At 70.8% G+C, this 12,483-nt stretch carries 8 protein-coding genes; 3 read left to right on the top strand and 5 right to left on the bottom strand.

The window, feature by feature from the left end; all coding sequences use genetic code 11:
- Positions 1 to 81 precede the first annotated feature (81 nt).
- From ACQ5BE_RS18190 to ACQ5BE_RS18180, 3 genes are all read right to left on the bottom strand, one after another.
- Positions 82 to 3,228, bottom strand: a complete 3,147-nt coding sequence (locus tag ACQ5BE_RS18190; protein ID WP_430298373.1) for a S8 family serine peptidase — start codon at positions 3,226 to 3,228, stop codon at positions 82 to 84.
- A 456-nt stretch (positions 3,229 to 3,684) separates the two neighbouring features.
- The gene (locus tag ACQ5BE_RS18185) at positions 3,685 to 3,978 is read right to left on the bottom strand and encodes a DUF1540 domain-containing protein (protein ID WP_208711462.1); all 294 of its coding nucleotides are present in this window, start codon (positions 3,976 to 3,978) and stop codon (positions 3,685 to 3,687) included.
- 101 nt (positions 3,979 to 4,079) lie between these two features.
- Positions 4,080 to 4,496 carry a YchJ family protein gene (locus tag ACQ5BE_RS18180; protein WP_430298372.1) on the bottom strand — a complete coding sequence of 139 codons (417 nt, stop codon included), beginning with the start codon at positions 4,494 to 4,496 and terminating at the stop codon, positions 4,080 to 4,082.
- Positions 4,497 to 4,581: 85 nt separating this feature from the next.
- Between ACQ5BE_RS18180 and purS the strand changes: the two genes are divergently transcribed.
- From purS to purL, 3 genes are read left to right on the top strand one after another with little or no spacing between them, the layout of a single operon-like run.
- Positions 4,582 to 4,902: a phosphoribosylformylglycinamidine synthase subunit PurS gene (purS, locus tag ACQ5BE_RS18175; protein WP_430298371.1), complete on the top strand. Its 321-nt coding sequence runs from the start codon at positions 4,582 to 4,584 to the stop codon at positions 4,900 to 4,902.
- A gap of 2 nt (positions 4,903 to 4,904) precedes the next feature.
- A complete protein-coding gene (gene purQ, locus ACQ5BE_RS18170; RefSeq protein WP_430298370.1) occupies positions 4,905 to 5,672 on the top strand; it encodes a phosphoribosylformylglycinamidine synthase subunit PurQ in 768 nt (255 codons plus the stop codon).
- Positions 5,669 to 7,999: a phosphoribosylformylglycinamidine synthase subunit PurL gene (gene purL / locus ACQ5BE_RS18165; protein ID WP_430298369.1), complete on the top strand. Its 2,331-nt coding sequence runs from the start codon at positions 5,669 to 5,671 to the stop codon at positions 7,997 to 7,999. Before purQ ends, purL begins: the two co-directional genes overlap by 4 nt.
- Before the next feature lie 93 nt (positions 8,000 to 8,092).
- Here the strand turns inward: purL and ACQ5BE_RS18160 are convergent, their stop codons facing one another.
- Positions 8,093 to 9,145, bottom strand: a complete 1,053-nt coding sequence (locus ACQ5BE_RS18160) for a zinc-dependent alcohol dehydrogenase family protein (protein WP_430298368.1) — start codon at positions 9,143 to 9,145, stop codon at positions 8,093 to 8,095.
- A gap of 188 nt (positions 9,146 to 9,333) precedes the next feature.
- Positions 9,334 to 12,462 carry an alpha-amylase family glycosyl hydrolase gene (locus ACQ5BE_RS18155; protein ID WP_430298367.1) on the bottom strand — a complete coding sequence of 1,043 codons (3,129 nt, stop codon included), beginning with the start codon at positions 12,460 to 12,462 and terminating at the stop codon, positions 9,334 to 9,336.
- Between the last annotated feature and the right edge of the window lie 21 nt (positions 12,463 to 12,483).

Raw genomic sequence — 12,483 nt, 5'->3', positions numbered from 1 at the left:
CGACGCGAGGCTGCCCCGCCGCCGTCGTCCCCCAGCGGACGACGGCGGCGGGGCAGCCGGGTGCGGAAGCGGGCTACCGCGTCATTGGCCGGGGACGGCGTCGACGGGCGCCATCTCGGGGGCGCCGGGGGCGGAGGCTGCGGGGGCCGCCGCCGTGCCGGAGCCGACCGCGACGTTCACCATGCTGCGGACGCCGTTGTCGCCGAACGCGAGGCGGCCCATGTAGGCGCCCGGTGCGAGCCCTGTCCACGAGAGGGTCTCGGTGGCCTGGGCGCCGTTGGCGGCGACGATCGGGTTCGGCGCGACGACGGCGTTGCCCGCATCGCCCGCCCAGGTCGCAGCGCGGAGCACTGCGTCCGAGGAGCCGTTGCCGGGGCTCGCGAAGAGGTTCCCGATGACGTAGTACGTGCCCTGCAGCGGGTCCGCGATCTCGAGGCTCTCGCTTGCCGATCCGGTCGCGGCCGTGTACTGCCTGAGCCCGCCCGAGCCGTTGGGTCCGAGGACGTACAGGTCCCAGTCGGTCTGGCTGTCGGCGGCGCTGAGCTCGAACCGGGCGACCTTCTGGCCCGCCGGCACGCCCACCGCGACGAGTCCGTTCGCGGCGTCATTCGTGGCCCTCACCGGGCCGGGCACCTTGGTGATGGACTTCTGGGCGACGGGGGCGAGGCCCTCGACGCCCACGGTGATCGGTGCGTCGCTCCCCGAGGTCAGCGTGAAGGTCCCGGAGCCGTCGCCGGTTGCCGACGAGAAGCTGTAGGCCGGTTCGACCTTCGCATCGACCGGGCGCACGGCGATCGGCGAGGTGACGGTGCGGGGACCCACCCACGAGAGGGTTCCGGTGGTGAACTTCCCGAGAGGGGCCGAGACGTTCTTGACGGTGATCGTGACCTCGCGGGTCTGGCCCGCCTTCGAGAAGTTGAGCGCCTGTGGCTCGACGTGGACCTCGACGCCGGGCAGTGTGACCTGCGGCCGGTACAGGCCGGGGACCAGTGCCGTCAGCTCGCGCTTCACCTGGACCTCCCCCACGAGGGACCCCAGTGCGATCGAGGGGACGTTCACGTCCTTCGCGGCGAGCGAGCCGGCCTGCGGCGCACCCGTCGGGTAGCCCTGGCCGTTGAGGAACGCGAGCCAGTCCTTCGATCCGGCGTTGTACACGAGGCCCGGATCGGTGACCTTGGTCGTGTCGACGTGGCCGGCACCCCCGTCGAAGGGGTTGCGGTTGGCGGTGCCGTCGGCGTTGACGAGCGGGTACGCGGTTGTCATCATGGCGGACTTGACCATCGCCGGCGACCACGACGGGTTCCTGCCCAGCACGAGCGCGCCGACGCCGGCGATGTGCGGGGCCGCCATGGACGTGCCGGACATGAATCCGAACTGCTCGCCGTGGTTCCCCACGGTCGAGACGCCGGCCAGGACATTCACGCCGGGCGCGGACACGTCCGGCTTGAGCAGGTCGCCCCCGGAGGCGAGCGAGGGGCCCCGGGAGGAGAACCCGGCGATCTGCGGGGTCGGGCTGGCGGGCCTGCCCGTGAGGTCGCCCTTAACGAGGCTGACGGTCAGGGCCGGGTTGGCGGCGATCTTCGCCTTGAGCTCGGGGCCCTCGGGCGCGTTGACGTGGATCGTCGGCACCGCGTGCAGGTCGGAATCCTCCGAGCTCGGGCTCAGGTTGACAAGGATCATCCCCACGCCCCCCGCCCGCTTGACCTCCGCGCTCTTGTCGGTGCGCGCGTTGACGCCGCGGTCGCACACCACCACCTTGCCCGCGGCCTTGGCCGGGTCGAGGCTGCCGGCGAAGCACAGGTTCGCGTCCGCAGCCCCGGCCGCGGCGGCCTCGGCCGCCAGGACCGGGGCCTTGTCGAGCACCTCGCCGCTCATGACCGTCGCGCCGCGGTAGGTCGAGCCGTCCGAGACCTTCACGGTGCCCACCAGGTCGCCGGGGAAGGTGCTCGCGGCCACCGTGGTGAGCCACGGCGAGGAGTGGTTGACGGTCGAGGCCGCGGGCCCCGAGTTGCCCGCCGACGCCGAGACGAAGATCCCCGCGGAGGCTGCGTTGAGGAACGCGAGCGCCACGGGGTCCGTGGTGGAGCCCGTGTTGCCCGAGATCGAGTAGTTGAGCACGTCCACTCCGTCCTGGATGGCAGCCTCGATCGCCGCCACCGAGGCCGAGCTGTAGCAGCCGCCGGTGTTCGGGTCGTCGTCCTCCCAGCAGACCTTGTAGACGGAGACCTTCGCCGACGGCGCCACCCCGGAGCTCACGCCGAAGTCGGTGCCCGCGATGCTCATGCGGACGTCGGCGTTCCCGGCCGCGGTCGACGCCGTGTGGGTGCCGTGGGAGCCGATGTCCACGGGGGAGATGACCTCCTGGGGCGCGCGGTGCGGGGCGGGCACCGACGCGAGGAAGCCGTCCGCGAAGTAGCGCGCCGAGACGACCTTGGAGTTGCAGGCCGTCCCGTCGAAGGACGCCCCCGTGTCCGTGCCGGCCTGGCATTCTCCCGTGAAGGTCGTGCCGTCGCCCTTGAGCATCGCGATCCTGCCGTCGGAATCCCGGTACGGGACGCCGACCTGGGGCTTCGTCCCGGGCGCCAGGGCCGTCACCGGCTCCCCGGCCAGGAAGGGGTTGTCCGGGGAGTACCCCGTGTCGATGACCCCGACCACCGTCCCCTTCCCCGCGCCCTCCTTGCCGCCGAACTGCGTGGCCCATGCCCCCTGCGGGCCCGTCAGCTTCATGAAGTCATTGCTCGTGTAGTCCGGGGCCGCCTGCACGTCCTTGGCGACGGCCACGACCCGCGGGTCCTTCGCGAGCGCCTGGGCCTGCGCAGCGGTGAGGTCGGCGACGAAGCCGTTGAGCGCCGTCGTGAACTGCTGGCCCACGGCCACGCCGCTCCGGGCGGCGACGTCCCGCTGGGCCTTGCGCAGGTGCGCGTCGTAGGCCCTCACGTTCGGGCTGCCGGAGTCGACCTTGCGGCCCTTGCTCGGAGCGGTCGCCGCGTAGCCGGGGGTGCCGCCGTCGTAGGCAGCCACGGCCTGTTCGGCGAGGACCACGATGTACCGGCCGTCCTCGTACGAGGCGCCGGCGTCGGCCCGGGAGGCTGCCGGCGCGGTCGGGGTGACGTCGGGCGCTGCGCCGGCTGGCGCCGCGACGGCGGTCAGGATGAGGGGCAGCCCGACGGCGAGCGCCGCGAGGCGCGTCAGCCCGGGCCGCCCCCGGCCGAGGTTTTCTCTGTTCACGCGAGTGAGACCTTTCAGGAGCGAGTGTGACCTCCGCCACGGCGGATTGGGCCACAAGCTACCCGAAGCGAGTGCTTCACACTAGACCTATCCGAAAGATGGATCCCACCAACTTCACAGATATGACAGGGGCTTGACAGGGGCGCGGATCAAGATGCCAGGGGCGGCGACCGGCGCGCAGAAAAGGGGGGCGCAGAAAAGAGGGGCGCGCCGACTGCGGCGCGCCCCTCAGGCGTCTGTCTCTTTCGCGTTCTGTGTCTGGTGTGCAGATGTCCTTTCCTTGCGGATTCTCTGCTTGCTGGCCTCTGACAGTCCGGGGCCTACGGCGACCGAGGCCTTACATCCGCCGCGGCATCCCGGAGTCGCTGTCCTTCGCTGCCTGCGCCTCCCTGTCTTCCTTGACTTTCCTTGAGGACTGATGGCCTGTGCGGACCCGGCGGATCCGCCGGTCCGGGCCTAGCGGTGCTCGTAGGTCAGGCAGTCCGCCGCGTCGCTGCCGGGGCCGACCCGCACATCGTGCGCGTTGCACATGAGGTGGTCGTTGTGGACGCATTCCCCGCGCTGGCAGGCTCCCACGTGGGCCAGTACCTTGGGCAGGCCTCCCAGGGAGGAGGTGTCGATGAACGTCCCACAGCTCGCGTGGTTCTCGCCGCCGCCCACCGTGATGGCGTAGGCGCTGCATTCGTGGTCGTGGTTGAACGAGCAGTTGTCGACCGTGCAGGCGGAGACTTCGGTGATCTGGAGCGTCATTGATCCTCCTCGAGCCGTTCTCGTTTGCCCGGAAATCTACTCCCGTCCGCGAGGAAAAGAGCCGGCCCAATAGGGCACTTTTTCGTTCCCTATGGCAGCCCTCAGGCCCCGGCGACGTCGCCGTCGACGTAGTACCAGCGTCCCTCTTCGCGGACGAACCGCGAGTGCTCGCGCAGCACGCCGCGCCCGCCCTCGTCTACGAAGCGCGCCTCGAAGTCCACGGTCCCCTCCGTGTCGAAGGGGCCGCCCGCCGTCGTGCGCACGACGTCGAGGCGCCGCCACCGCGTCGACGTGTCGAGTTCGAGGGCGGCCGGGCGCGTGGACGGGTGCCAGGTGGCCAGCAGGTAGGAGGTGACGCCGAGGGCGTAGGCCGAGTAGCGCGAGCGCATGAGGGCCTCCGCCGTGGGCGCGGAGACGCCCTGGGCAAGGCCGCTGTGGAATCGGCCGCAGCAGGCGCCGTACGTGTCGCCGCTCCCGCAGGGGCAGCGCAGATCGGGATCGGGGGTTCCGGGACGCATGCCGGCTATGGTAAGCGCCTCCGGTAGAATCGGGGTGCAAGCCGAGTGCTTGCCCAACCACCCCCAAGCACAGGAGCACCTTTCGATGCCGCGGATCGTTGTCGATGTCATGCCCAAACCCGAGATTCTCGACCCTCAGGGTAAGGCGATCGTGGGGGCGCTGCCGCGGCTCGGCTTCACCGCCTTCAGCGGCGTGCGCCAGGGCAAGCGCTTCGAGCTCACGGTAGAGGGCCCCGTGACGGACGAGGTCCTCGAGCAGGCACGCAACGCCGCCGCGACGATGCTCTCGAACCCGGTCATCGAGGACGTGGTGAACGTCGAGGTGCTCGCAGAGGACGCGAGCGACGACGACGTGGAGGCCTCCTCCCAGACTGCCGGCGCCGAGACCGCGGGCGCCGAGGCCTGAGCATGAGCGAGACCCCCCTCATCGCAGACCTGGGCACGCCGGAGGCGGCCCCGCTCTCCGGCGCGAAGATCGGCGTCGTGACCTTCCCCGGCACGCTCGACGACCGCGACGCCGCGCGCGCCGTCCGCCTCGCGGGCGCGACCCCCGTCCCGCTGTGGCACGCAGACGAGACGCTCGGCGACGTGGACGCCGTCGTGCTCCCCGGCGGGTTCTCCTATGGCGACTACCTGCGGGCGGGCGCGATCGCCCGCTTCGCCCCGCTCATGGGCAAGATCATCGACGCGGCCAACTCCGACGCCAAGCTCCCCGTGCTGGGCATCTGCAACGGCTTCCAGGTCCTCACCGAGAGCCACCTGCTCCCGGGCTCGATGATCAAGAACGACCACCTGAAGTTCATCTGCCGCGACCAGGTGCTGCGCGTCGAGAACAACCAGACCGCGTGGACTAACGACTACGAGGTCGGCCAGGAGATCACCGTCGTCCTGAAGAACCAGGACGGCCAGTACGTCGCGGACGAGAAGACGCTCGACGAGCTCGAGGGCGAGGGCCGCGTCGCCTTCCGCTACGTGGGCTGGAACCCGAACGGCTCGCGCCGCAACATCGCGGGCATCACGAATGCGGCAGGCAACGTCGTAGGGCTCATGCCCCACCCGGAGCACGCCGTCGAGCCCGGCTTCGGCCCCCTCTCCCCCGAGGACTGCGGCTACTCGACCGACGGGCTCGGCTTCTTCACGTCCGTCCTGACCACGCTCGTCGGAGGCTCCAAGTGACCGCAGGGAACACAGAAACAGCGACCGCCCGCAAGTTCAACATCGACACGGTCGAGCACGCGGCGCAGACCCCCGACACCGACCTCCCCTGGGCCGAGCTGGGCCTGAAGGAGAACGAGTTCGAGGAGATCGTCAAGCTCCTCGGCCGCCGCCCCACCGCCGCCGAGCTCGCGATGTACTCGGTCATGTGGAGCGAGCACTGCTCGTACAAGTCCTCCAAGGTGCACCTGCGCCAGTTCGGCGAGAAGCTCACCGACGAGATGAAGAAGGACATGATGGTGGGCATCGGCGAGAACGCCGGTGTGACCGACCTCGGCGACGGCTGGGCCGTGACCTTCAAGGTCGAGTCCCACAACCACCCGTCCTTCGTCGAGCCCTACCAGGGCGCGGCGACCGGCATCGGCGGCATCGTCCGCGACATCATCTCGATGGGCGCCCGCCCCGTGGCCGTCATGGACCCTCTGCGCTTCGGCGCGGTCGACCACCCGGACACGGCCCGCCTCGTGCACGGCATCGTCTCGGGCATCGGCGGCTACGGCAACTCCCTGGGACTGCCGAACATCGGCGGCGAAGTCGTCTTCGACTCGGTCTACCAGGCCAACCCGCTCGTGAACGCGCTCGCCGTGGGCGTGCTGCGCCACGAGGACCTGCGCCTCGCCAACGCTTCCGGCGTGGGCAACAAGGTGGTCCTGTTCGGCGCCCGCACGGGCGGCGACGGGATCGGCGGCGCCTCGGTGCTCGCCTCGGAGTCCTTCGACGACTCCAAGCCGTCCAAGCGCCCGGCCGTCCAGGTCGGCGACCCATTCGCGGAGAAGGTGCTCATCGAGTGCTGCCTCGAGCTGTTCAAGCACTCCCTCGTCGAGGGCATCCAGGACCTCGGCGCTGCCGGCATCTCGTGCGCCACGTCCGAGCTCGCGTCCAACGGCGAGGGCGGCATGGAGGTCGAGCTCACGAACGTGCTGCTCCGCGACCCCAGCCTGACCCCGGGCGAGATCCTCATGTCCGAGTCGCAGGAGCGGATGATGGCGGTCGTGACTCCCGAGAACGTCGAAGCGTTCGAGAAGGTCATGGAGAAGTGGAACGTCGAGTTCTCGTGGCTCGGCGAAGTCACCGACACCGGCCGCCTCATCATCACGTGGGACGGCGAGACGATCGTCGACGTCGACCCCCGCACCGTGGCCCACGAGGGCCCCGTGTACAACCGCCCGTACCACCGCCCCGAGTGGCTCGACGGCGTCCAGGGCGACACGTTCCGCGCGTCCGAGGCCGGCAAGGCCGTTCCGGCCACGGGCGAGGAGCTCAAGGCCGCGGTCCTCGAGCTCATGGCGAGCCCGAACATGTGCGACAAGTCGTGGGTCACCAAGCAGTACGACCACTACGTGGGCGGCAACACGGCCCTCGCCTCCCCGGACGACGCCGGCGTGATCCGCGTCGACGAGGAGACCGGCATGGGCGTGGGCCTCTCGACCGATGCCAACGGCCGCTACGCCTACCTCGACCCGTACACGGGCGCCCAGCTGGCCCTCGCGGAGTCGTACCGCAACGTCGCCACCTCCGGCGCCGTGCCGATGGCCGTCACCGACTGCCTCAACTTCGGCTCTCCCGAGGACCCGGAGGTCATGTGGCAGTTCGCCGAGGCCGTCCGCGGCCTCGCCGATGCCTGCCAGGTGCTCGGCATCCCGGTCACGGGCGGAAACGTCTCGCTCTACAACCAGACGGGCACGACGGCGATCCACCCCACCCCCGTGGTCGGCGTCCTGGGCCGGTTCGACGACGTCGCCCGCCGCACGCCGTCGGGCTGGCAGCGGAACGCGGACGGGCAGGCGATCTACCTGCTCGGCGTCACCCGGGACGAGCTGGACGGGTCCGAGTTCGCCAACCTGCGCGGCCACCTCGGCGGGCTCCCGCCGAAGCTGGACCTCGAGGCGGAGAAGACGCTGGGCGCGATCCTCATCAACGCCTCCCGCGACGGCATGATCGACGCCGCGCACGACCTCTCCGAGGGCGGCCTCGCCGCCGGGCTGACCGAGATGGCGCTGCGCTTCGGCGTGGGCGCGCGGGTATCCCTCGACGAGCTGTGCGAGCGCGACGGCATCGATGTCTTCACCGCGCTCTTCTCCGAGTCGCAGGGCCGCGCGATCGTGTCGGTGCCGCGCTCCGAGGAGGTCCGCTTCAACGACATGGCGACCGCCCGGAACTACCCGGTGCAGCGCCTCGGCGTGGTCGACGTCCTCGCGACCTCGATCGACGTCCAGGGCCAGTTCGAGCTCCCCCTCGCGGACCTCCGCGAGGCACACGAGGGGACGCTGCCGAAGCACTTCGCCTGACCCCGGAGCCTCTGCCCCCGGGCCCGGCCCCCGGCCCCCAGCCCCACTCATCGACTGCTCCGTAAGTGTCGTTCTGACGCCTCAGAAGGACACTTACGGAGCAGTCGTTTGTCCGAGGGGCCGGGGACGCACCTCGAGCACGGCGGCCCCCGTGATCCGGTCTCCCGCGAGGTCGGCGAGCGCGCGGTGAGCGGCGTCGAAGGGGTACGGCACCGTCGTCGTGCGCACGGGGATCTCGGCGGCGAGGCGGAGGAACTCCTCGCCGTCGGCGCGCGTGTTGGCGGTGACGCTGCACAGCTGCCGCTCCTGGAAGAGGTGCTCCTGGTAGTTCAGCGATGGGATGTCGCTGAGGTGGATGCCGGCGACCGCGAGGGTCCCGCCCCGGTCGAGGGCGGCGAGCGCCGGCGGGACGAGCGTGCCGACCGGTGCGAAGAGGATCGCGGAGTCGAGCTTCTCTGGGGGCTCCTCGTCCGCGGCCCCGGCCCAGGCGGCGCCGAGCTCGAGTGCGAGCTCGCGCGCCTCGGGGGCGCGCGTCATGACGTAGACCGTCGCGCCGAGGTGGAGCGCCAGCTGGGCGGTGATGTGCGCACTGCCGCCGAAGCCGTAGATGCCGAGGCGCCCGCCGTTGGGGACGTCGGCCCGCTTCAGCGCCCGGTATCCGATGATCCCCGCGCACAGCAGCGGCGCGGCCTCACGGTCTCCGAACGCCTCAGGGACCCTGTACGCGTAGTCCTCGCGCACGACGGCGAGCTCCGCGTACCCGCCGTCGTCGTCCCACCCCGTGAACCGGGGTGCTTCGCAGAGGTTCTCGCGCCCGGCGCGGCAGAAGCGGCAGGTCCCGCAGGTCCCGCGGAGCCAGGCGATCCCGACCCGTTCGCCGAGCTCGAAGCGCAACGCTCCCGCCCCGGCGGCCTCCACCGTCCCGACCACTTCGTGGCCCGGGACGACGCCCTGCCGCCTCGGCGCGAGGTCACCCTCGGCGAGGTGCAGGTCGGTCCTGCACACCCCGCACACCGCCACCCTGACCAGGATCTCGCCGGGCCCGGGGACGGGGTCGGCCCGCTCGCCGACGACGAGCGGGCCGCCCTCACCGTCCCCGGTGGCACCGCCCGCGGGCCCCGGGACGTCCACCCACCATGCGCGCATGGCGCCATTGTGCCGCGGGCCGGCCGGGGCGGACAGGGACCGAGGTCCGATGTCCGCCCGGGCATCAAGGGGTCATGTCCCTGTGTGGGGGGGGTCATGTCCCTGTGTTGGGGGGGTCACGTCCCTGCGTTGAGGGGTCCTGTCCCTGGCTCCTGCGCGTAGGGACATGACCCCTCAACCAGACGAGGTCAGCCCGAGACCACCGTCACCAGATGCGTGGCGGGGTCGTACCGGAACGCGATCGCGCCGCCGGGATGGTCGAACCCGATGTTCGGCCCGTTCAGCGCCCCGCCCACACCGTAGTTGAGGTCCCAGGACCCGTTGAGGGCCGCCTTGAACGAGTACGAGCCGGCCGGCACCGAGGCGAGCCGTAGGATCCACCCCTGCGAGCGCGGGTCCCACGCGGCAGAGGTCGCCGGGCAGGCCGGGTCCCAGTCCCCCGCACACCCGGCCAGATGCTGGTACGTCCCGGGGAGGTTGACCGAGGCCGGCTGCGTCACGGGCCATCCCGCGGTGACGAGGTGGGTCGAGTCGTTGTAGCTGAACGTCACCGTCCCGCCCGGGTGGTCGAGGCCGATGTTGGGGCCGTTGACCGCCCCGCCGACCCCGTAGTTCACGTCCCAGGAGCGGTTGAGCGCGGCCTTGTAGGAGTAGCTGCCGGCCGGCAGCGTGTACGTGCCGCGCCAGACCCCCTGCGCGCCGTCGAACGCGAGCTGCGCCTGGGGGCACGCCGGATCCCAGTCTGCCGCGCAGCCCATCGCGGTGTTCAGCGTCCCCGGCACCGCGACCGCTGACGGCTGCGCCGCGTGCTCGGCCACCGTGGTCAGGTGGGTGTCGTGCCGGTAGGTGAACGTCAGCTTCCCGCCCGGGTGGCTGACCGAGATGTTCGCCCCGTTCGGCGCCCCGCCGTCGCCGTAGTTCTGGGTCCACGATCCGTTGAGCGCGGCCTTGACCTGGTAGGTGCCGGCCGGGAGGTCGAGCGTGAGCCGCCACTCGGAGGCGACCGGGTCGTACTGCGCCATGGTCGCCTCGCATGCGGGGTCCCAGTCGCCCGCACAGCCGGCGAGGTGCTGGTAGTCGCCGGCCACCGTGACCGAGAGCGGCTGCGGCGCCGGCCCCTTGGGCGCGTCCGGGTCCACCGGGGTAGGCACGACGGCGGAGACGGTCGCCGCCGAGGTGGCGGTGTGGCCGGCGTTGTCCAGGGTGAGGGCCCGGTACTCGAGCGGGGTTCCCGGCGTCATGCCCTTCGTGGCGTGGAAGACCTGGTAGGGGTACGTGTCATCAGTGCCGATGTTCTCCCACTGGCCTCCCGGCGTGCGTGCCTGGAACGTGACCTCGTAGAACGAGTCACGCGGCAGGTCCGCAGTGACGTTGACGCGCGTGTTGTCGCCGCCGGCCGCCTTCGGGGTCCCGAGCACGGGAACCGGTGCGGCCGCCGAGTCCGGGATGCGTCCCGCCGATTCGTACACCACCGTGGAGAATGCCGGCACGGTCACAGTGAGGGTCTTGTCCGCCGCCGTCTTGAGCCGGTCCGCGGCACCGTCGCCGAAGACCTTCGCGAACGGCCGCTGCGCGAGGTACGTCGGCACGGCCGCGGTCCGGGGGGCCGCGGTGTTGTTCAGCGCCACGACGTACTCGCGCTGCGCGGTCGCGTCGATCCGGGAGAACGCGTACACCCCAGCCGTCGCGTCGGCGTACCGGTCCTGGTGCGCGCCTGTGCGCAGCGCCGGGTTGTCCTTGACCACCTTCGCGAGGTCGGCGATCGAGGTGTAGAGCGGGTGGGTGGTGACGTAGTTGTCCGAGGCGTGCGTCGCCGTCGTGCCCAGGAGCGTGTCGGCGAGGTACTCGGGGGTCTTCGAGGCGAACATGTCCTGCCGGGCGAGCTGGTCCCCGCCGGCGCCGGTGAAGCCCTGCTCGTCGCCGTAGTAGACGATCGGGTTGCCGCGCGAGAAGTACATGAGCTCTGTGGCGAGCCGGTCGCGGGCGACCTTCTCGGCGTCGGGGGCGTTCGGGTTGTCCTGGGCGATGAACGAGCCGATACGGCCCATGTCGTGGTTCCCGAGGAAGGTGGGCAGCTGGTACACGTTCGAGGTCGCGGTCGTGTACCAGTCGTCGCCCTGGAAGAGCTTCTGCAGGGTGGTGGCGGGCGATGACGCCGACGCGTAGGAGCGGGCGGCCTGCTGGAACGGGAAGTCGAGGACGGCCTGCACGCCGTCGGACGTGGTGAACTTCGAGGTGAAGTCGCGCGAGGTGTCGTAGACCTCGCCGAACATGAAGAAGTCCTTCTTGCCCACCGAGTGGGCGTAGTCGAGGATCGCGGGCGAGAACTTCTGCCAGAACTCGTCGTTGACGTGCTTCATCGTGTCGATGCGGAAGCCGTCGATCCCGAAGTCCCCGATCCACTTCCGGTACACGTCGATGAACCCGTTGAGGACCGTCGGGTTCTCGGTGAAGAGGTCGTCGAGGCCCGAGAAGTCGCCGTAGTTGGCGCTCTCGCCCGCGAACGTCGAGTCGCCGCGGTTGTGGTACAGGCTCACGTCGTTGAGCCAGGCAGGCACCTTCAGGTTCTCCTCGCCGGGCGAGACGTACGGGTGGTACGGGAACGACGTCGCCGGGTCCATCACCGGGAAGCTGGGCTGGTCGGCGACCGCGGCGTCGTCGAACACGTTGCCCGCGGCGTCCCTGTACGGGGCCGCGGTCTTGCTGATGTAGCCCTTCCGGTCGCCCTCGGTGTACTTGATGACGTCCGCGGTGTGGTTGGTGATGATGTCGAAGTAGACCTTCATCCCCCGCTCGTGTGCCTTCGTGATGAGGTCCCCGAGCTCGGCGTTGGTGCCGAGGTGCGGATCGATCTGGGTGAAGTCGGTGATCCAATAGCCGTGGTAGCCGGCGCTCTTGTCCTGCGGCTGGACGGCCCTGTTCTTGAAGCTCGGGGTGAGCCAGATCGCCGTCGTGCCCAGGCCCTGGATGTAGTCGAGCTTGCCGGTGAGGCCCGCGAGGTCGCCGCCGTGGTAGAAGCCCTTGTTCGCCGGGTCGAACCCGGAGACCATCGGGTACGCGCCGAGACCGCCCTGGTCGTTCGCGGCCGTGCCGTTCGCGAATCGGTCCGTCATGACGAAGTAGTAGTTCTCCGTGCCCGCCGCGGTGCGGAACGAGTGCGCGGCGCCCGTCGCCGGGCTGGCGGGCGACGGCGCCGGGCCGGCGAGCGCCGCCGTCGCCCCCTGGGAGAGGAGGCCCGCGGCGAGCACGACGGCGGCTGCTGCGGCTCTCGCGCGGCGGGCGCCGCGGGCGCGGGGGCGGAAAGGGCGGTTCGTCATGGAGACCTCCGGGAGTGCGGT

Source organism: Sinomonas sp. B1-1 (assembly GCF_050474465.1).
Lineage (GTDB): Bacteria > Actinomycetota > Actinomycetes > Actinomycetales > Micrococcaceae > Sinomonas > Sinomonas flava.
The sequence above is the reverse complement of the archived record's forward strand: the minus strand, read 5'-3'. Positions and strand labels throughout refer to the sequence as shown.